The organism is Kitasatospora sp. NPDC089509 (assembly GCF_044749365.1).
GTDB lineage: Bacteria > Actinomycetota > Actinomycetes > Streptomycetales > Streptomycetaceae > Kitasatospora.
Window position 1 is genome coordinate 1 of record NZ_JBIVHS010000025.1, and the last position, 21,174, is coordinate 21,174.

The following is a 21,174-nucleotide window of genomic DNA, read 5'->3' on the forward strand; positions in this document are numbered from 1 at the left end:
TCTACCGCTGGGACCGCTGACCGCCCGCCGCGCTCCGCAGTCCCGTCTGGGCCCGCCCCCGGCCGTGCGCCGGGGGCGGGCCCATGTGCGCGTCCAGGGCCGACACGCCCCTCTACCATCCGGCGGCGGCGCAGCCCGGTCGCACCACCGGAAGCGGGTGCGGGTTTCACCCGGATCGCCGGGGCAGTCGGGTGAACACGCCCGGGACACCACCCGAAGGGCGCACAGTCCGTACCGACGCCGCCACGCTCCGGTGGCAGGCGGCCGCAGCCTGGTTGACGGTGGATCAGGCGCCACTTCCCGCGAGTCCCCTTGACCGGCACCGTGCCGGCGGTCGCGGTCCGCGCGCCGGAAGGATCACCCTCATGCGTTCTGCACGCACGCTGCTCGCCGGAGCGGCCGTCGCCGCCGCCCTCACCGTCGGCACTCCGCTGGCCTTCGCCGACGGCACCTCCTCCGACCAGGGCAAGAACCTCACCTGGCAGGAGAAGCAGTCCGACCACGGCTCGGACAACTCGAAGGGCTACGACGACAAGAAGTCCGGCGGCTCCGACGAGCACAAGGGCAACGACGACCACAAGGGCTCGGGCGAGCACAAGGGCAACGACGACCACGGCAAGGGGAACGACGACCACGGCAAGGGCTCCGACGGCCGCGAGGACGAGCACGGCTCCCCGCACGGCGGCGTGCACACCGGTGGCGGCGGCCTGGCCCTGTCCGGCGGCGGCCTCGCCTCCGGCGCGGTGCTGCTGCTCGGCGGCCTGGGCGCGGGCGCGTACGCGCTGCGCCGCGGCCGCCGCACGACCGGCGCCGTCGCCTGACCCCAGCCGCTGAATGCCGCCTCTGGGCGTCTCCCCGGCCACCGGGTGGGGCGCACGGGGGCGGCGGGCCGTTGCGGAACAGGCACCTGACGTAGAGCACTTCCAGCGGAGGACAGGATGACAGGCGGTCCCGGCACCGGAATGCCCCGGCTGCTGCGCGGCGGAATGGGCGCGGCGGCGGTCGGTCTGCTGCTGATCTACAACTCGGTGGACACCGGAGCCCGCCAGGGGCAGACGGTCGGTCAGGCCGCTCCCCCGGCGGCCCTCGCCCCCGCCGTCCCGGGGGCGGCGACCGCCCCCGCGAGCCCGGCCGCCGCCGCCCCCGGCGCCCCGGCGCTCAAGCGCGCCAAGCCGACCCGGCTGCGGATCCCGCAGATCGCGGTGGACGCGCCGTTCACCGAACTCACCCTCAACCCGGCCGGACAGCTCAACGCGCCGCCGCCGGACGACAAGAACCTGGTCGGCTGGTACCGGGACGGCGTCACCCCGGGGGAGCGCGGCAGCGCCGTCGTCGCCGGGCACGTGGACACCACCAAGGGCCCCGCGGTGTTCCTGCTGCTCAGCATGCTGCTGCCCGGCAACAAGATCGAGGTCAGCCGCGCGGACGGCACCGTCGCGGTCTTCTCGGTCGACTCGGTGGAGACCTTCGCCAAGGACGCCTTCCCGGACCAGAAGGTCTACGGCAAGACCCCGGACGCCCAGCTGCGCGTGATCACCTGCGGCGGCGCGTACGACAAGAAGAAGCGCGACTACCTCGACAACGTGGTGGTCTTCGCCCACCTGGAGTCCTCGCACCGGGCCTGACCACCCGCGGAGGCCCGGTCACAGCCGACGGCCGCTGCTCCCCCTCCTCGGGGGTGCAGCGGCCGTCGGCTGTGACCGGGCCTCCGGGCTCAGACGCGGACGGCGGCCTCGAAGGCGTGCAGGTACGGGTTGACCGGGCGCACCTCGGCGACGTCCAGGCCGGCCTCCTGCATCAGCCGGATCATGCTCTCCTCGGAGTGCTTGGCGCCGCCCACGTTGAGCATCAGCATCAGGTCCATCGCGGTGGTGAAGCGCATCGACGGGCTGTTGTCGACCAGGTTCTCCACCACCACGACCCGGGCGCCCGGACGCGCCACGGCGACCACGTTGGCCAGGGTGCGGCGGGTGCTGTCGTCGTCCCACTCCAGGATGTTCTTGATGATGTAGAGGTCGGCGCGCACCGGGATGTCCACCCGGCAGTCGCCCGGCACCAGGCGGGCGCGGGCGGAGAAGGCGCCGCCGTCCTGCAGCCGGGAGTCGGCGCCGGCCACGACCTTCGGCAGGTCGAGCAGGGTGCCGTGCAGGGCCGGGTGCTTCTCCAGCAGGCTGGCCAGCACGTGGCCCTGGCCGCCGCCGATGTCGGCCACCGAGTCGATGCCGGTGAGGTCCAGGTAGTCGGCGAAGTCCTCGGCGGACTGCCGGCTGGAGGTGGTCATCGCCTTGTCGAAGACCTTCGCCGAATCGCCGGCGTCGCTGTGCAGGTAGTCGAAGAACTCCTTGCCGAACAGCTCGGGGAAGACGTTGCGCCCGGAGCGCACCGCCTCGTCCAGCTTCGGCCAGGCCTCCCAGGTCCACGGCTCGGTGCACCAGAGGGCGATGTGGCGCAGCGAGTTGGGGGCGTCCTCGCGCAGCAGCAGGGACATCTCGGTGTGCTCGAAGCGGTCGTCGCCGGTCTCGGCGAAGAGCCCGTAGCAGGTGAGCGCGCGCAGCAGGCGGCGCAGCTGGCGGGGTTCGGTGTTCAGCCGGGCGGCCAGTTCGGTGACGTCGGCCGGGGTGTCGTCGAGCACGTCGGCGACGCCGAGCCGGGCGGCGGCCCGGACGGCGGCGGCGCAGGCGGCGCCGAAGACGAGTTCGCGCAGGCGCATCGCCGGCTGGGCGGTGGCATTGGCGTTGGCGGGTGCGGTGGTCATGGGCGGTCCTTGTCGATCGGGGGCGGTCAGCAACGGCCGGAGGGCTCGGAGAGCGCGCAGGTGTTGCGGGTGAAGGTGTTGCCGGTGCCGGTGTCGCGGTCGGCGAGGTCGGCCGGGCCGTTGCCGCTGAGGTGGTTGTCGGCGATGGTCGCCCGGGTGTTGGGGATGCCGACGACGCTCTTGAACAGGACGATGCCGCCGGAGAAGTCCGAGGCGCCGACGTTGTCGTGGACCTCGTTGTCGGTCACCCGGGTGTCCTCGGTGCCGGTGAGCACGATGCCGGCGCCCTGGATGGCGCCCAGCCGCGGGTTGGCCGGGCAGAACTTGTTGTTGGCGACCACCCGGTTGTGCTTGACGTCGAGGTCCCCGGCGCGGGGCACGCCCTCGTCGCCGACCACGAAGACGCCGCTGCAGTTGCCGCTGATCCGGTTGTCCTGGACGGTCAGCACCCGCAGTCGGCGCACGGTGACGCCGACCCGGTTACCGGTCAGCTCGTTGCCCTCGACGACGGTGCCCCCGGTGTCGGGCGCGCCGCCCTCGCGGTAGGCGTAGTTGGCGAGGAAGACGCCGGACTGGCCGTTGTCGACCGAGCGGTTGCCGAGGATGGCGGCCTTGGTCGACATCTCCTGGCTGATGCCCTGCTGGGCGTTGTCGTGGACGTAGGTGGCCCGGACGGTCAGGCCGGTGGTGCCGCTGGCGTCGATGCCGTTCTTGCGGAAGCCGGTGACGGCCAGGGTCTCGATCGTGACGTCGGGCACCGGGGCCGCCTCGCTGCCGGCCACGCAGACGCCGTGCCCGGCGGTGGCGCAGGCGTTCCCGGTGTCGTCCCCGGGGGTGATCACGCTGGCCGGGCCGGCGCCGCGCAGGGTGAGGCCGGGGGTGGTGATGCGGACACTGCCGCGGTAGGTGCCGGGGAGGAGCTGGACGGTGTCGCCGGGGGCGGCGGCGTCGACGGCCTGCTGGATCGATCCTCCCGGCTCGACGAGGTGCACGGTGCCACCGGCGGCGTGCGCCGCGGGGGCGGCGGCCAGGGTGGCGAGGACGGTGGTCAGTGCGGTGGCGGCGGCGGTGGCCGCGGCGAGGTGGTGGACCCGACGCGTGGGCATGAGTGGTGACCTGTCTTTCGGCGCGTCTGTCGGCGCGCGCGGTGCGGCGATGGGGCGACGGGACGGTCCGCCCCGGCGTGTTCGAGTGGTGACGGTCGGTGAGTACGGCCGAGTCGACGGTACGGGCGCCCCGGGGGGCCCGCCACCAGGGCTGGGCTGCCGGACTGACGGGGCGTCGGCCACCGGTGGGACGCCCCGGCGTGGCGCGCGCACCCGCCGGGCGGCCGGGCCCGCGCACCGCGGCCGCCCGCGCCCGTGACATGCTCGGGGGCATGAGCACCGCACCCGTTCCGTCCGCCGCCGCCCGCCGCAACCCGATCGGCGCCCACGTCCCGGTGGCCGGTCGCGGCCTGGCGGGCACGGGACTGGCGTACGCGCACAAGGTGGGCGCCGAGACGGTGCAGGTGTTCGTGGCCAACCCGCGCGGCTGGGCCACCCCCGCGGGCAATCCGGCGCAGGACGAGGAGTTCCGCGCCTCCTGCGCCGAGCAGGGCGTCCCGGCCTGGGTGCACGCCCCGTACCTGATCAACTTCGGCTCGGACAACCCGGCCACCCGGGAGCGCTCGGCCGACTCGTTGCGGCACTCGCTGCACCGCGGCCACGCGATCGGCGCGCTCGGCGTCGTGCTGCACACCGGTTCGGCGGTCGGTACGGCGCCCGGCGGCGGCTCGCGCCGGGCCGAGGCGATGGCGCAGGTGCGCGCCGACGTCCGGCCGCTGCTGGACGAGCTGGACGCGCTCGGCGACGACGCCCCCTGGCTGCTGCTGGAGCCGACCGCCGGGCAGGGCAGCTCGCTCTGCTCCCGGCTTGAGCAGCTGGCCGAGTACATGGAGGCGTTGGACGGCCACCCCAAGGTGGGCGTCTGCCTGGACACCTGCCACGCCTTCGCCGCCGGGCACGACCTGGCCGTCCCCGGCGGGGTGACGGCCGCACTGGACGCCCTGGCCTCGGCCGCCGGCCCCGGCCGGCTGCGGCTGATCCACGCCAACGACTCGGAGGACGTGGTCGGCGCCCGCAAGGACCGGCACGCCAACATCGGCGCCGGGATGATCGGCGCGGAGCCGTTCCGGGAGCTGTTCGAGCACCCGGAGACGGCCGGGGTGCCGCTGCTGGTGGAGACCCCGGACCGCAAGCACGGCGGGGACGGCACCGGGCACGCGATGGACATCGCGGTGCTGCGGGAGCTGCGCGAGCGGGCGGCCGTGCCGGTGGCGTAGGTCCCGCCCGGCCGAGCGGCCCGGCCGGTCACGGCGGCAGCGGTGAGCCCGGGAACCGCCGTGGCGGTCCCCGGGCTCACCGGTCGATCAGGCGATCACGCGATCACGCGATCACGCGATTCAGCCGCTGAAGCAGTCGTCCTCGGTGTTCGCGTGGATGTTGGTCCAGCTGGCGTGCGGGCCGAACAGGCCGACACCGGCCGAACCCGACTCCAGGCTCTGCGAGGTCGACGAGTGCGACGCGTTGAAGGCCATCGCCGGCGCCGGCGCGGCGAGGGCGGCGGCACCCGCCACGGCGGCGATCACGGCGAACTTGCGGATGTTTCCACGAAGCGACATCAGATGTCCTCTGGTCCGATTGGTCCGATTCTGGTCCTCAACCCGCCTCCGGAACGGCCGGTACGGCCGCCGGGCAGGCCGGGCGACGCCCCTCCGGGAGGCGCGGGGGCAACGTTTGCACACGAATTCGCGGCCGCCGTGCGCGCCGCAACCGCGCTGCGGCATCCGGGTGACACATCTCCCCCGACCGGACGAAGCCGGTCGTACGCGCGCATAAGCGGTCGAACAGTCGCTCGGGGCGGGTCGGACGAGTGCCCGTCCAACCGGGCCCGGACCGGAAATCTTGCGGTGATCGGCCGGGCCGGATGAACAAATCCCGTCGATTTGGTACAAGGTGCCGCCCGGTCCGAGCATGAACGGTAGCTCCACCGAGCGCGAGCAGGACCACGAAAGGCGCACCACCCTCATGCAGAGCAGCCCGGCCGCAACCCGGCAGGCGACCCGACCGAGCGCCCCGACCGATCCGGTCGACCAGGCCCCGGCCACCCCCGAGCCCCCGAAGAACGGCCGCCGCTTCGGGCTGCCGACCGCCACCGCCCTGGTGATGGGCAACATCATCGGCGGCGGCATCTTCATGATCCCGGCCGCCGTGGCGCCGTTCGGGACGGTCAGCCTGCTCGCCTTCGTGGTGCTCACGGTGGGCGCGATCGCCCTGGCCCTGGTCTTCGGCCAGCTCGCACGCCGCAACCCGCGCACCGGCGGCCCGTACGTCTACGCCCGCGAGGCCTTCGGCGACTTCGCCGGCTTCCTGTCCGCCTGGTCGTACTGGATCACCACCTGGGTCAGCAACGCCGCGCTCGCGGTGGCCGCCGTCGGCTACCTGGGCGTGCTGGTGCCGCTGCACCACAGCATCCCGCTGGAGATCACCGCTGCGCTGGCCTTCCAGTGGCTGCCCGCGCTGGCCAACCTGGCCGGCACCCGCTTCGTCGGGGCGGTCCAACTCGTCTCCACCGTCCTGAAGTTCATCCCGCTGCTGCTGGTCTCGGTGGGCGGGCTGTTCTTCTTCGACCCGAAGAACCTCGGACCCTTCGACGCCAGCGGCCAGGGCTGGATGGGCGGCATGACGGCCGCCGCCGCGATCCTGCTGTTCAGCTACCTGGGCGTGGAGTCGGCCGCGATGAGCGCCGGGCAGGTCCGCGACCCGGAGCGCAACGTCGGCCGGGCCAGCGTGCTCGGCACCAGCGGCGCGGCCGTGGTCTACCTGCTGGGCACGCTCGCCGTGTTCGGCACCGTCGCGCACCCGCAGCTGATCAGCTCCAGCGCACCCTTCTCCGACGCCATGAACGGCATGTTCGGCGGCACCTGGGGCGGCACGGTGATCGCCGTCGCCGCGCTGATCTCGATGACCGGCGCACTCAACGGCTGGACGCTGCTCGCCGCCCAGGCCCCGTACGCGGCCGCCAAGGACGGCCTGTTCCCGGCCGCCTTCGGCAAGGAGAAGCGCGGCGTGCCGACCTTCGGCGTGATCGTCAGCGTCGCCCTCGCCTCGCTGCTGACCATCGCCAACTTCGCCAGCGGCGCCAAGGGCGCGTTCGACATGCTGGTGCTGGTCACCACCTTCACCGCGGTCGTGCCCTACCTGCTCTCCACCGCCGCCCAGCTGTACTGGCTGGTCCGCGGCTCCACCGACAAGGTCAACGGCGCCCACCTGGTGCGCGACGCCGTCCTCGGCCTCGGCGCCTTCGCCTTCTCGATCTGGCTGCTGGCCGGCGCCGGGTACGCGGCCGTCTACCAGGGCGTGCTGTTCCTGTTCGCCGGCATCCTGGTCTACGTCTGGCTGGCCGGCCGGCGCAAGACCGCCGAATCGGCGTGACCGCTCGGCTCCTGCCTTCCCCATAGCTCGTGAGAACGCCCCCGGGCGGTCGGTTCCACCGACCACCCGGGGGCGTTCCACATGCTCCGATCAGCGCCGGGGGCGCCGGACCGCGATCAGGGTGCCGCCGAGGACCAGGAGCAGCACGGTGATCAGCAGCGCCGGCTGCGACCCGCCGCTGCCCGTGGGCGGCAGCGGGGGCTTCGGCGACGGACTCGGGCTCGGGCTCGGCGTCGACTGCACCTCCGTGGTGGTCGAGCAGTTGCCGCCGCTCACCGCCCGCCGGGCACCGCTGCCGCCGGCGCAGTTGGAGCCGTCGGCGGTGAGCCGGTTGACCAGCGTCCGGCCGCCCGCGTCCGACCTGACGGTGACGGTGTAGCTGAGGGTCTCCGTGGCACCCGGCCGGATGTCCAGCGTCCAGGTGAGCCTCGGCGCGGAGTAGGCCGTCCGCCCGGTGCCGGCGTGGGCGTTGCCGCCGTAGACCGCGCCGTCCAGGACTCCGGTGAGGTCGTCGGTGACGACGGCCCCGAGGTAGGTGCCGCTGGCCCGGTTGGTGGCGGTGACGGTGTAGGTGACGGTGTCACCGGCCTTGGGGTTCGCCGGGGCGGCCTGCTTGGTGAGGAGGAGGTCGTGCTGCACGGTGATCGGCTCGGTGGGCGTCGCGACCGCCGTGTGCGTCGGCGTGACCGGGTCCGGCCCGCCGGTGACGGTGACCGTGTTGGTCGGCGTCACCGTGGCGTTCGGGTCCAGCGTCCCGGAGAGCGTCCAGGCCGCCGTGGCACCGACCGGGATGTCGACGGCCGGGCAGGTCGCGACGCCGTCCGCGATCGGGCACGGCGTGCCGTCGGCGTCGGCCGCCATCGAGGCGTTGTTCACCCCGCTGGGCACCTGGTCGGTGACCACCACGTTCCGCGCCAGCGAGGGCCCGTCGTTGGTCACGGTGACCTGCCACTGGATCCGCTGCCCGGCGACCACCGGCGAGGTCAGCAGCACCTTGGCGACGGTCAGCCGTGCCTGCGCCGAGGGCGAGTTGGACGGGGAGGCGACAGCGGTGTGCGTCGGAGTGACCGGATCCGGCCCGCCCGTCACCGTCGCCGTGTTCGTCGGCGTGACGGTCGCACTGGGGTCCAGCGTGCCCGTCAGCGTCCAGGTCCGGGTCGAGCCGACCGGGATCTCCACCGCCGGGCAGGTCGCCGTACCGTTGGCGATCGGACACGACGTGCCGTCCTGCGCCGTCATCGACGCGTTGGTCACGCCCGCCGGCACCCGGTCCGTCACCACGACGCCACGCGCCGTGGAGGGACCGTTGTTCGTCACGGTCACCCGCCACTCGATCGGCCCGCCGGCCACCACCGGGTCGGTGACCAGCGCCTTGGCGACCGTCAGACTCGCCTGCGGGGAGGGTGATGTCGACGGGCTCGCGACCGCCGTATGCGTCGGCGTCGCCGGATCCGGCCCGCCCGTCACCACCGCCGAGTTGGTGGGCGTCGCGGTGGCGGCGGCGTCCAGCGTGCCGGTGAGCGTCCAGGTCCGGGTCGAGCCGACCGGGATGTCGACGGCCGGGCAGGTCGCCGTGCCGCCGGCGATCGGGCACGAGGTGCCGTCGTCGGCCGCCATCGAGGCGTTCGCGACCCCGGCCGGGACCTGGTCGCTCACCACGACGTCGCGCGCCGTGGCCGGCCCCTGGTTGGTGACGGCGACCTGCCACTGGATCTGCCGCCCCGGCACCACCGGGTCGGTCAGCAGCACCTTGGAGACGCTCAGCCGTGCCTGCGGGGAGGGCGAGCCGGACGGGCTCGCGACGGCCGTGTGGGTCGGCGTCGCAGGGTCCGGACCACCCGTCACCGTCACCGTGTTGGTGGGCGTCGTGGTGGCACTGGGGTCCAGCGTGCCGGTCAACGTCCAGGTGAACGTCTCACCGGGCGCGATCTCCACGGCCGGGCAGGTCGCCGTACCGTTCGCGATCGGGCACGGCGTGCCGTCCTGCGCCGCCATCGACGCGCTGTTCACGCCCGCCGGGACCTGGTCCGCCACGACCACGTTCCGGGCCCTCGACGGACCGTTGTTGGTCACACTCACCCGCCACTGGATCTGCTGCCCAGGGACCACCGGGTTGGTCACCAACACCTTCGACACCGACAGGTTCGCCTGCGGTGAGGGTGAGTTGGACGGGCTCGCGACCGCCGTGTGCGTCGGCGTCGCCGGATCCGGACCACCTGTCACCGTCACCGTGTTCGTCGGCGTCGTGGTGGCATTGGGGTCGAGCGTGCCGGTCAGCGTCCAGGTGAGCGTGTCACCCGGCGCGATCTCCACGGCCGGGCAGGTCGCCATACCGTTCGCGATCGCGCAGGGGGTGCCGTCCTGCGCCGCCATCGACGCATTGGTCACACCCGCCGGAACCTGGTCCGCCACGACCACGTTCCGGGCCCTCGACGGACCATTGTTCGTCACACTCACCCGCCACTGGACCTGCTCCCCCGGCACCACCGGGTTGGTCACCAACACCTTGGCGACCGTGAGACTCGCCTGCGGGGACGGCGAGTTGGACGGGCTCGCGACCGCCGTGTGCGTCGGTGTCGCAGGGTCCGGACCACCCGTCACCGTCACCGTGTTGGTGGGCGTCGTGGTGGCATTGGCGTCCAGCGTGCCGGTCAACGTCCAGGTGAACGTCTCACCGGGCGCAATCTCCACGGCCGGGCAGGTCGCCATACCGTTCGCGATCGGACACGGCGTGCCGTCCTGCGCCACCATCGACGCATTGGTCACACCCGCCGGAACCTGGTCCGCCACGACCACGTTACGAGCCCTCGACGGACCATTGTTCGTCACGCTCACCCGCCACTGGATCTGCTGCCCGGGGACGACCGGGTTGGTCACCAACACCTTCGACACCGACAGGTTCGCCTGCGGTGAGGGCGAGTTGGACGGCGATGCGACCGCCGTGTGCGTCGGCGTCGCCGGATCCGGACCACCCGTCACCGTCACCGTGTTCGTCGGTGTGACGGTCGCATTGGCGTCCAGCGTCCCGCTCAGCGTGTAGGAGGCCAGCTGCCCGACCTCCAGCTCGATCGCCGGGCAGGTCGCGACGCCGTTGCCGATCGGGCAGGTGGCGCCGCTCTCGTCCGAGGTCATCGTCGCGCCGGACACCCCGGCCGGGATCCGGTCCGTGACCATGACGTTCCGGGCCCGGGACGGCCCGTTGTTCATCACCGTCACCCGCCACTCGATCTGCTCCCCCGGTACCACCGGGTCGGTCACCAACACCTTGGCGACCGTCAGATTCGCTTGCGGTGAGGGCGAGTTGGACGGCGATGCGACCGCCGTGTGCGTCGGCGTCGCCGGATCCGGCCCGCCCGTCACCACCGCCGAGTTGGCCGGGGTGACGGTCGCGTCCTGGGCTAGGGTGCCCGAGAGCGTGTAGGTGACGGTCCCGCCGACCGGGATCTCGACCGCCGGGCAGGTCGCCGTCCCACCGCTGATCGGACAGGCCGCATGAGTGTCGTCCGGGGAGAGCGAAGCGCCCACGACCCCGTCCGGGATGCGGTCGCTGACCACGACGTTTCGGGCCCGGCTCGGCCCGTTGTTGGTGACGCTGATCCGCCAGGCGATCGGCTGGCCCGGGACCACCGGGTCGGTCACCAGCGCCTTCGACACGGTCAGCCGCGCCTGCGGCACGACCGTCTCACTGGCCTGCGCGGTCGCCGTGTGGGCGGTCGCGGTCGGGTCGGGACCGCCGGTGACGACGGCCACGTTCACCGGCGTGCTGGTCGCCGCCTGGTCGAGCGTCCCCGTCACGGTGTAGGAGACGGTCGCGCCGGCCGGGAGCTCCACGGCCGGGCAGGTCGCCGTGCCGTTCGCGATCGGACAGGCCGTCCCGTCGGCGTCCGAGGTCATGCTCGGGCCGTCGACCATGGCCGGGACGTTGTCGGTGACCACCACATTCCGGGCCCGGGACGGCCCGTTGTTGGTCACCGTCACCCGCCACTGGATCCGCTCCCCCGGTACCACCGGGTCGGTCAGCAGCACCTTGGCGATGCTCAGATTCGCCTGCGGTGAGGGCGAGTTGCTGGGTGATGCCACCGCCGTGTGCGCCGTCGCACTCGGATCGGGACCACCCGTCACCACCGCCGTGTTCGTCGGCGTACTGGTCGCGTCCGGGGCCAGCGTCCCCGTCAGCGTGTACGACGTCGTCTGCCCGACCTCCAGCTCGATCGCCGGGCAGACGGCGGTGCCGTTGGTGACCGGGCAGCGGGACGCGTCGGCGTCCGCCTGGAGGACGGCGTTGTCGACCCCGGCCGGGATGCGGTCCGTGAGGACGACGTTGCGGGCCCGGGAGGGACCGTTGTTGGTCACCGTCACCCGCCACTGGATCCGCTCCCCCGGGACGACCGGGTCCGTCAGCAGAGCCTTGGCGATGGTCAGGTTCGCCTGCGGTGAGGGCGAGTTGGACGGACTCGCGACCGCCGTGTGAGTCGGGGTGGCCGGGTCCGGCCCGCCCGTCACCAGCGCCGTGTTCGTCGGAGTGGAGGTCGCGTCCTGCACGAGCATGCCGGTCAGCGTGTAGGACTGGCTCTGGCCGACCGCGAGTTCGATCGCCGGGCAGACGGCCGTCCCGTTCGTGACCGGGCAGACCGCGCCGTCGGCCGCGGTCATGCTCGCACCTCCGACGCCGTCCGGGACACGGTCGGTGACCACCACGTCACGGGCCCGGGACGGCCCGTTGTTGGTGACCGTCACCCGCCACTGGATCTGCTGCCCGGGGACCACCGGATCGGTGAGCAGCACCTTGGAGACGGTGAGACTGGCCTGCGGCGAGGCCGAGTTGGACGGCGAGGCGACGGCGGTGTGCGTCGGAGTGGCCGGGTCCGGCCCGCCGGTGACCGTCGCCGTGTTCGTCGGCGTGGCCGTGGCGTCGGAGGCGAGCGTGCCGGACAGCGTCCAGGTCAGCGTCTGCCCCACCGGGATCTCCACCGCCGGACACGTCGCCGTCCCGTTGCTGATCGGACAGGCCGTACCGTCCTGCGCGGTCATCGACGGACCGGTCACGCCCGCCGGGACGGTGTCGGCGACCACCACGTCGCGGGCCCGGGACGGCCCGTTGTTCGTCACGCTGACCTGCCACTGGATCTGCTGTCCGGGGACGACCGGGTTGGTCAGCAGCACCTTCGACACCGACAGATTCGCCTGCGGCGACGGCGAGTTCGACGGCGAAGCGACGGCGCTGTGTGTGGAGGTCGTCGGGTCAGGACCGCCGGTGACCGTCGCCGTGTTCGTCGGCGTCGCCGTCGCATCGGAAGCGAGCGTGCCGGACAGCGTCCAGGTCAACGTCTGCCCCACCGGAATCTCCACCGCCGGACACGTCGCCGTCCCGTTGCTGATCGGACAGGCCGTGCCGTCCTGCGCGGTCATCGACGGGCCGGTCACGCCCGCCGGCACCTGGTCCGCCACCACGACGTTCCGCGCCCGCGAAGGACCGTTGTTCGTCACGCTGACCTGCCACTGGATCTGCTGACCCGGCACCACCGGATTGGTCAACAGCACCTTGGAGACGGTCAGATTGGCCTGCGGAGAAGGCGAGTTGGACGGGGACGCAACCGCCGTGTGCGTGGAAGCCGTCGGATCCGGACCACCGGTGACAGTCACCGTGTTCGTCGGCGTGAGCGTCGCATCCGAGGCCAGCGTGCCGGACAGCGTCCAGGTCAACGTCTGCCCCACCGGAATCTCGACGGCCGGGCAGGTCGCGGTGCCGTTGGCGATCGGACAGGGGGCGTTGTCGGCGTCGGACTTCATGCTCGTACCCGAGACACCCGTCGGCACCTGGTCCGTCACCACGACGTTCCGCGCCTGGGAAGGACCGTTGTTGGTGACACTCACCTGCCACTGGATCTGCTGCCCGGGGACCACCGGGTTGGTCACCAGCGACTTCGACACCGACAGATTCGCCTGCGGTGACGGCGAGTTCGACGGCGAAGCGACGGCGGTATGCGTGGAGGCCGTCGGGTCCGGACCACCGGTGACCGTCGCCGTGTTCGTCGGCGTGGCCGTGGCGTCGGAGGCGAGCGTGCCGGAGAGCGTCCAGGTCAGCGTCTGACCCACTGGGATCTCCACCGCCGGACACGTCGCCGTTCCATTGCTGATCGGACAGGCCGTACCGTCCTGCGCGGTCATCGACGCGCCGGTCACACCCGCCGGCACCTGGTCCGCCACCACGACGTTCCGCGCCTGCGACGGACCGTTGTTGGTGACACTCACCTGCCACTGGATCTGCTGACCCGGCACCACCGGGTCAGTCAGCAACACCTTCGACACCGACAGATTCGCCTGCGGTGACGGCGAGTTCGACGGCGAAGCGACGGCAGTGTGCGTGGAGGCCGTCGGGTCAGGACCGCCAGTGACCGTCGCCGTGTTCGTCGGCGTCGCCGTCGCATCGGAAGCGAGCGTGCCGGACAGCGTCCAGGTCAGCGTCTGCCCCACCGGAATCTCCACCGCCGGACACGTCGCCGTCCCACTGGCGATCGGACAGACCGAACCGTCGGCGTCGGCCCGCATCGAAGCACCGCTCACGCCCGCCGGGACCTGGTCCGCGACAACCACGTTTCGTGCTTGCGAGGGACCGTTGTTCGTCACGCTGACCCGCCACTGGATCTGCTGACCCGGCACCACCGGATCGGTCAGCAACACCTTCGACACCGACAGATTCGCCTGCGGCGACGGCGAGTTCGACGGCGATGCGACGGCAGTGTGCGTGGAAGCCGTCGGATCAGGACCACCCGTCACCGTCACCGTGTTCGTCGGCGTGACCGTCGCATCGGAGGCGAGCGTGCCGGACAGCGTCCAGGTCAGTGTCTGCCCCACTGCGATCTCCACCGCCGGACACGTCGCCGTACCGCTGGCGATCGGGCATACCGTACCGTCCGAAGCCGTCATCGACGCGTTGGTCACACCCGCCGGCACCTGGTCCGCCACCACGACGTTCCGTGCCTGCGACGGACCGTTGTTGGTGACAGTCACCTGCCACTGGATCTGCTGACCCGGCACGACGGGGTTCGTCGTCAGGGACTTCGCAACGGTCAGGTTGGCCTGCGGCGAGGGCGAGTTCGACGGCGACGCCACCGCCGTATGCGTCGGAGTCGCCGGATCCGGACCGCCCGTCACCGTCACCGTGTTCGTCGGCGTCGCCGTCGCATCGGAAGCGAGCGTGCCGGAGAGCGTCCACGTCATGGTCTGGCCCGCCGGAATCTCCACCGCCGGGCAGGTCGCCGTACCGCTGGCGATCGGGCAGGAGGAGCCGTCCGATCCGGTCATGGTCGCATTGCCGACCCCAGTCGGCACCTGATCCGTGACGACGACGTTGCGCGCGCGGGACGGGCCGTTGTTGGTGACGGTCACCTGCCACTGGATCTGCTGGCCGGGCACGACAGGGTTGGTCAGCAGCGACTTCGACACCGTCAAATTCGCCTGCGGCGAGGGCGAGTTGGACGGCGAAGCCACCGCCGTGTGGGTGGACGCCGTCGGGTCAGGACCGCCGGTGACGGTCGCCGTGTTCGTCGGCGTGACGGTCGCGTCGGAGGCGAGCGTGCCGGTCAGCGTCCAGGTCGAGGTCTGGCCCACCGGGATCTCCACGGCCGGACAGGTCGCCGTCCCGTTGCCGATCGGACAAGCGGTCCCGTCGGCGTCGGCCCGCATCGAGGCATCGTTCACGTTCGCCGGGACCTGATCGGTGACGACGACGTTCCGGGCCAGCGAGGGACCGTTGTTGGTGACACTCACCCGCCACTGGATCTGCTGGCCGGGCACCACCGGGTTTGTCAGCAGCACCTTGGAGACGGTCAGATTGGCCTGCGGAGACGGCGAATTGGACGGCGACGCCACCGCCGTATGCGTGGAGGCCGTCGGATCAGGACCACCCGTCACCGTCACCGTATTCGTCGGCGTCGCCGTCGCATCGGAAGCGAGCGTGCCGAACAGCGTCCACGTCATGGTCTGCCCCACCGGGATCTCCACGGCCGGGCACGTGGCCACGCCGTTGCTGATCGGACAGGTGGAACCGTCCGACCCCGTCATCGTCGCATTGCCGACGCCCGCCGGGACCTGGTCCGTAACCACGACGTTCCGGGCTTGCGACGGACCGTTGTTGGTGACGCTGACCTGCCACTGGATCTGCTGCCCAGGCACCACCGGGTTGGTCAGCAGCACCTTGGAGACGGTCAGATTGGCCTGCGGGGAGGGCGAGTTGGACGGCGATGCCACCGCCGTGTGCGTGGACGCCGTCGGGTCAGGACCGCCAGTGACGGTCGCCGTGTTCGTCGGCGTGACGGTCGAGTCGGAAGCGAGCGTGCCGGAGAGCGTCCACGTCATGGTCTGGCCCGCCGGGATCTCCACCGCCGGGCAGGTCGCGGTGCCGTTGCTGATCGGACAGGTGGAGCCGTCCGACCCCGTCATCGTCGCATTGCCGACGCCCGCCGGGACCTGGTCCGTGACCACGACGTTCCGCGCCCGCGAAGGCCCGTTGTTCGTCACGCTGACCCGCCACTGGATCTGCTGCCCAGGCACCACCGGGTCGGTGAGCAGCGACTTGGAGACGGTGAGGTTGGCCTGCGGGGAGGGCGAGGCGGTCGGTGAGGCGACGGCGGTGTGTGTCGGGGTGGCCGGGTCGGGCCCGCCGGTGACGGTGGCGGTGTTGGTCGGCGTCGTCGTCGCGTCGGGAGCCAGGGTGCCGGTCAGCGTCCAGGTCGACGTCTGGCCCACCGGGATCTCCACGGCCGGGCAGGTGGCGACACCGTTGCTGATCGGGCAGGCGGTCCCGTCCGAGGCCGCCATCGAGGCGTCGTTCACGCCGGTGGGCACGGTGTCCGTGACCACGACGTTCCGCGCCAGCGAGGGGCCGTTGTTCGTCACGCTGACCCTCCACTGGATCTGCTGACCCGGCACCACCGGGTCGGTGAGCAGCACCTTGGAGACGGTGAGGCCGGCCTGCGGCGTCGGCGAGGCGGTCGGCGAAGCGACGGCGGTGTGCGCGGTGGCCGACGGGTCGGGGCCGCCGGTGACCACCGCCGTGTTGGTCGGCGTGGTGGTCGCGTCGGACGCGAGTGTGCCGGTCAACGTCCAGGTGAGCGTGGAGCCGGCCGGGATCTCGACGGCCGGGCAGGTGGCGGTGCCGTTGGCGACCGGGCACGGCGTGCCGTCGGTGTCGGCCGCCATCGTCGCGTTGTTCACCCCCGCCGGGATCTGGTCGGTGACGACGACGTTGCGCGCCCGGGACGGACCGTTGTTCGTCACGCTCACCCGCCACTGGATCTGCTGACCGGGCACCACCGGGTCGGTGAGCAGGACCTTGGCGATGGTCAGGCCCGCCTGCGGCGTCGGCGTGCCGGTCGGTGAGGCGACCGCGGTGTGGCTGGAGGCGGTCGGGTCCGGGCCGCCGGTCACGGTGACGCTGTTGGTGGGGGTGGTGGTCGCGTTCGGGTCCAGGGTCCCGGTCAGCGTCCACGTCACGGTCTGGCCGGCGGGGATCTCCACTGCCGGGCAGGTCGCGGTGCCGTTGGCGATCGGGCAGTCGGTTCCGTCCGCGGCCTTCATCGAGGCGTTGGTCACGCCGGTCGGGACGGTGTCGGTGACGACGACGTTGCGCGCGCGGGACGGGCCGTTGTTGGTGACGGTCACCTGCCACTGGATCTGCTGGCCGGGCACCACCGGGTTGGTCAGCAGCGACTTCGACACCGTCAGATTCGCCTGAGGCGACGGCGAATTGGACGGCGAAGCCACCGCCGTGTGGGTGAACGCCGTCGGGTCAGGACCGCCGGTGACGGTCGCCGTGTTCGTCGGCGTGACGGTCGCATCGGAGGCGAGCGTGCCGGTCAGCGTCCAGGTCGAGGTCTGGCCCACCGGGATCTCCACGGCCGGACAGGTCGCCGTCCCGTTGCCGATCGGGCAGGCGGTCCCATCGGCGTCGGCCCGCATCGAGGCGTCGTTCACGTTCGCCGGGACCTGATCGGTGACGACGACGTTCCGGGCCAGCGAGGGACCGTTGTTGGTGACACTCACCCGCCACTGGATCTGCTGGCCGGGCACCACCGGATTGGTCAACAGCGACTTCGACACCGTCAGATTCGCCTGAGGCGACGGCGAATTGGACGGCGACGCCACCGCCGTATGCGTGGACGCCGTCGGATCAGGACCACCCGTCACCGTCACCGTGTTCGTCGGCGTGACGGTCGCGTCGGAGGCGAGCGTGCCGGAGAGCGTCCACGTCATGGTCTGGCCCGCCGCGATCTCCACGGCCGGACAGGTCGCGGTGCCGTTGGCGATCGGACAGTCCGTCCCGTCCCCGGCCTTCATCGACGCGTTGGTCACACCGGTCGGCACGGTGTCGGTGACGACGACGTTGCGCGCCCGCGACGGCCCGTTGTTGGTGACGCTCACCTGCCACTGGATCTGCTGCCCAGGCACCACCGGATTGGTCAGCAGCGACTTCGACACCGTCAGATTCGCCTGCGGCGACGGCGAGTTGGACGGCGAAGCCACCGCCGTGTGGGTGGACGCCGTCGGATCAGGACCGCCGGTGACGGTCGCCGTGTTCGTCGGCGTGACGGTCGCATCGGAGGCGAGCGTGCCGGAGAGCGTCCACGTCATGGTCTGGCCCGCCGCGATCTCCACCGCCGGGCAGGTCGCGGTGCCGTTGCTGATCGGGCAGGCGGTGCCGTCCCGGGCGGTCATCGTGGCGTTGGTCACCCCGGCCGGGACCTGGTCCGTCACCACGACGTTCCGGGCCCGGGACGGACCGGAGTTGAAGACCGTGACCTGCCACTGGATCTGCTGACCGGGCACCACCGGGTTGGTGAGCAGTGCCTTGGAGACGGTGAGGTTGGCCTGCGGGGAGGGCGAGGCGGTCGGCGAGGCCACCGCCGTGCGGGTGGAGGCGGAGGGGTCGGGCCCGCCGGTGACGGTCACCGTGTTGGTCGGGGTCACGGTGGCGTCCGGTGACAGGGTGCCGTTCAGCGTCCAGCTGGTCGACGTCCCGGCCGGGATCTCGACGGCCGGGCAGGTGGCCGTCCCGTTACTGATCGGACAGGACGTCCCGTCCGCGTCCGCCTTCATCGAGGCACCGGTGACCCCGGCCGGGACGGTGTCCGTGACGACGACGTTCCGCGCCCGCGACGGACCGTTGTTGGTGACGGTCACCCGCCACTGGATCGGCTGACCGGGCACCACCGGATTGGTCAGCAGCGACTTCGAGACCGTCAGATTCGCCTGCGGCGACGGCGAATTGGACGGCGAGGCCACCGCCGTGCGGGCCGTGGCCGAGGGGTCGGGACCGCCGGTGACCACGGCGGTGTTGGTCGGCGTGGTGGTGGCGTCGGGAGACAGCGTGCCGGAGAGCGTCCAGTTCGCGGAGGAGCCGGCCGGGATCTCGACGGCCGGGCACGTCGCGGTGCCGTTGCTGATCGGACAGGCCGTGCCGTCCGAGGCCGTCATCGAGGCGTTGGTCACGCCCGTCGGGACCTGGTCGGTCACCACGACGTTCCGCGCCCGCGACGGACCGTTGTTGGTGACGGTCACCCGCCACTGGACCTGCTGACCGGGGACCACCGGATTGGTCAGCAGGGTCTTGGAGATGGTCAGGTTGGCCTGCGGGGAGGGCGTCGAGGTCGGCGAGGCGACGGCCGTGCGCGAGGAGGCGGACGGGTCGGGGCCGCCGGTGACCACCGCCGAGTTGGTGGGGGTCGTGGTCGCGTCGGCCGACAGCGTGCCGGAGAGCGTCCAGCTGGCGGTGCCGTTGACCGGGATGGTGACGGCCGGGCAGGTGGCGGTGCCGTTGCTGATCGGACAGGTCGAGGAGTCCTGGTCGTTGACCATGCTCGGGCCGGTGACCCCGGTCGGGACTTGGTCGGTGACGACGACGTTGCGGGCCGTCGAGGGGCCGTTGTTGGTGACCTTGACCTGCCACTTGATCGGCTGGCCGGGCACCACCGGGCTGGTCAGCAGGGTCTTGGAGACCACCAGGTTGGCCTGGCCGCCCGGCGGGATCGGGTTCGCGGTGCTGGTGCAGTTCGGCGAGCAGTTCGGGTCGGTGGCGCCGGCCGGCGGGGTGACGGTGGCCCGGTTGTCCAGGGAGCCGGTGGCGTCCGGCGGCACGGTGCCGGTCAGGGTGTACGTCACCTGGCCGCCGGCCGGGAGGTTGACCGTGGTGTTGATGTTGCCGGTGCCGGAGGGGGTGCTGCCGCAACTGCTGCCCGCGGCGGCCGTGCAGGTCCAGGTGAAGTTCTGGATCGCGGCGGGCAGGGTGTCCCGGACGCTCACGCCGGTCGCGTCCGAGGGGCCGGTGTTCTTCACCGTGATCGTGTAGGTCAGCGGCTGGCCGGGCACGTACGGGTTCTTGTCCGGGGTCTTGGTCACCGACAGCCCGGTGGTGACCTGGCCCGGTGTGTCGACGGTGCTGGAGCAGGTCGGGCCGCAGTTGGGGTCGGTCGAGGCGGCGGGGCGGGTGACCGTCGCGGTGTTGGAGAGCGTGCCCGTGGTGCCGGACGGGACGGTACCGGTGATGGTGTACGTGACCCGGTCGTTGGCCGCGATGGTGGCCGTGGTGTCGATGCTGCCGGTGCCGCTCGCGCTGCCGCAGCTACTGCTGCCGGAACCGGGCGCGCAGGTCCAGGTGAAGCCGGACAGCGCCGACGGCAGCGCGTCGCGCACCGCCGCGCCGACGGCGGGCGCCGGACCGGAGTTGCTCACCACGACCGTGTAGGTGAGGGTGCGGCCCGGGACGTAGGTGGTCGGGGAGGCGGTCTTGGCGATGGAGAGGCCGACCAGGGTCTGCCACTCGATGACGACCTCGCCGTTGCCGCCGCCGGTGTAGCCGCCGCCGTTGCCGATGCCGGTGGAGTACTGCGGGTCGGTGCGGCCGCCCGAGGTGCCGCCGACGCCGTTGCCGCTGGCGTTGGTGCCGTTGGAGGTCTGGGTGTTGGTGACGCCGGCACCCCGGTTGTAGCCGGAGCCGCCGCCGCCCATGCCGTTGGCCTCGGGACCGCCGGAACGCTGGCAGGCGCCGCCACCACCGCCGTAGTAGCCGCCGCCACCGCCGCCACCGCCCTCGTAGTTGCTGGAACTGGCCCCGCGGCCGCCCAGGTACTGGCTGCCGGCCTGGGCCGCCGCGCAGGCCGTCTGGGTGGCCGCGGCGCCGCCCGCGGTCTGGCTGCCGCCGCGGCCGGAGATGGTGGGCTGGTTGTCCTGGCCGCCGTTGCTGCCGCCGCCGCTGCCGCCTGCCGGGGTGAAGGTGTCGCCGCCGGGCGAGGAGCCGCCGCCACCACCGGCGACGAGCAGCGGGGTGCTGCCGTAGTTGCCGTTCCAGACGGCGCTCAGGCCGCCGCCGCTGCCGCCGGTCCCGAGGTTCTGGTAGCCGCCCTGGCCGCCCGCGCCACCGCCGCCGTAGGTCGTGGCGGTGCTGTTCAACAGGCCGCCCTGACCGGCGGTGACGGTCAGCTGCTGCCCGGGCGTCACCGCGATGCTGCCGGTGGTGTAGCCACCGCCACCGCCGCCGTACTGGCCGGTGTAGTAGGCGCTCGGGGAACCCGCGCCGCCACCGCCGAAGACCCGGGCGTAGACGCTGGTCACGCCGGGCGGCACGGTGAAGGTCTGGTCACCGCCGCTGTAGGTGTAGCGGACGCAGTTGGTCGCACCGGTGAACCTCGGCGTGCAGGCCACCGCGGCCCGCTGCTTCTCCGGGAGCCCCTGCGGCGCGTACGCGGGCGCGGCCGCGGCGAGCGCGAGCCCGCTCTGGGGCACGAGGCAGAGCAGCGCGAGCAGCCCGCGCAGCGCCGTCGGGAACCGACCGCCGGGCAACGACCTGACCGGAGCCATCCGGCGTCTCCTCTCGCGACCGCGCACCGCTGGGCGCAGATCGGCGGACCACACGACAGTCACGCGAATGCGCGTGCGAGATCAGAGCGT

At 72.4% G+C, this 21,174-nt stretch carries 8 protein-coding genes; 4 read left to right on the forward strand and 4 right to left on the reverse strand.

Translation table 11 applies throughout. The features are described 5' to 3' along the window. Nucleotides 1–365: 365 nt before the first annotated feature. Both ACIP4P_RS35645 and ACIP4P_RS35650 read left to right on the forward strand, forming a co-directional pair. Nucleotides 366–821, forward strand: coding sequence for a hypothetical protein (locus tag ACIP4P_RS35645; protein WP_400925693.1), 456 nt, complete (start codon nt 366–368; stop codon nt 819–821). A gap of 117 nt (nt 822–938) precedes the next feature. Further along, on the forward strand, nt 939–1,625 hold the full coding sequence (locus ACIP4P_RS35650) for a class F sortase (RefSeq protein ID WP_400925695.1): 687 nt from the start codon (nt 939–941) through the stop codon (nt 1,623–1,625). A gap of 89 nt (nt 1,626–1,714) precedes the next feature. Here the strand turns inward: ACIP4P_RS35650 and ACIP4P_RS35655 are convergent, their stop codons facing one another. Further along, nucleotides 1,715–2,755 carry a methyltransferase gene (locus tag ACIP4P_RS35655; protein WP_400925697.1) on the reverse strand — a complete coding sequence of 347 codons (1,041 nt, stop codon included), beginning with the start codon at nt 2,753–2,755 and terminating at the stop codon, nt 1,715–1,717. Nucleotides 2,756–2,781: 26 nt separating this feature from the next. Continuing rightward, nucleotides 2,782–3,861 (reverse strand): nitrous oxide reductase family maturation protein NosD, encoded by a 1,080-nt coding sequence (locus ACIP4P_RS35660; protein ID WP_400925698.1) that lies wholly within the window; start codon nt 3,859–3,861, stop codon nt 2,782–2,784. Nucleotides 3,862–4,133: 272 nt separating this feature from the next. On the opposite strand from ACIP4P_RS35660, the gene ACIP4P_RS35665 reads away from it, so the two are divergent. After that, the gene (locus tag ACIP4P_RS35665; RefSeq protein WP_350512543.1) at nt 4,134–5,078 is read left to right on the forward strand and encodes a deoxyribonuclease IV; all 945 of its coding nucleotides are present in this window, start codon (nt 4,134–4,136) and stop codon (nt 5,076–5,078) included. A gap of 120 nt (nt 5,079–5,198) precedes the next feature. On the opposite strand, the gene ACIP4P_RS35670 is transcribed toward ACIP4P_RS35665, so the two are convergent. Beyond that, on the reverse strand, nt 5,199–5,417 hold the full coding sequence (locus ACIP4P_RS35670; protein WP_400925701.1) for a hypothetical protein: 219 nt from the start codon (nt 5,415–5,417) through the stop codon (nt 5,199–5,201). A gap of 406 nt (nt 5,418–5,823) precedes the next feature. On the opposite strand from ACIP4P_RS35670, the gene ACIP4P_RS35675 reads away from it, so the two are divergent. Further along, complete coding sequence (locus ACIP4P_RS35675; RefSeq protein WP_400925942.1) at nt 5,824–7,230, forward strand: amino acid permease; 1,407 nt, start codon at nt 5,824–5,826, stop codon at nt 7,228–7,230. 90 nt (nt 7,231–7,320) lie between these two features. Here ACIP4P_RS35675 and ACIP4P_RS35680 read toward each other — a convergent pair whose 3' ends face one another. Further along, a complete protein-coding gene (locus tag ACIP4P_RS35680; protein WP_400925703.1) occupies nt 7,321–21,084 on the reverse strand; it encodes a hypothetical protein in 13,764 nt (4,587 codons plus the stop codon). Nucleotides 21,085–21,174: the final 90 nt, after the last annotated feature.

What these genes read in the sequence shown, in the direction of transcription:
- ACIP4P_RS35665 (WP_350512543.1), top strand. Translation starts at nt 4,134, where the DNA reads ATGAGCACCGCACCCGTTCCGTCCGCCGCCGCCCGCCGCAACCCGATC.
- ACIP4P_RS35670 (WP_400925701.1), bottom strand. Translation starts at nt 5,417, where the DNA reads ATGTCGCTTCGTGGAAACATCCGCAAGTTCGCCGTGATCGCCGCCGTG.
- ACIP4P_RS35675 (WP_400925942.1), top strand. Translation starts at nt 5,824, where the DNA reads ATGCAGAGCAGCCCGGCCGCAACCCGGCAGGCGACCCGACCGAGCGCC.
- ACIP4P_RS35680 (WP_400925703.1), bottom strand. Translation starts at nt 21,084, where the DNA reads ATGGCTCCGGTCAGGTCGTTGCCCGGCGGTCGGTTCCCGACGGCGCTG.
- ACIP4P_RS35650 (WP_400925695.1), top strand. Translation starts at nt 939, where the DNA reads ATGACAGGCGGTCCCGGCACCGGAATGCCCCGGCTGCTGCGCGGCGGA.
- ACIP4P_RS35655 (WP_400925697.1), bottom strand. Translation starts at nt 2,755, where the DNA reads ATGACCACCGCACCCGCCAACGCCAATGCCACCGCCCAGCCGGCGATG.
- ACIP4P_RS35660 (WP_400925698.1), bottom strand. Translation starts at nt 3,861, where the DNA reads ATGCCCACGCGTCGGGTCCACCACCTCGCCGCGGCCACCGCCGCCGCC.
- ACIP4P_RS35645 (WP_400925693.1), top strand. Translation starts at nt 366, where the DNA reads ATGCGTTCTGCACGCACGCTGCTCGCCGGAGCGGCCGTCGCCGCCGCC.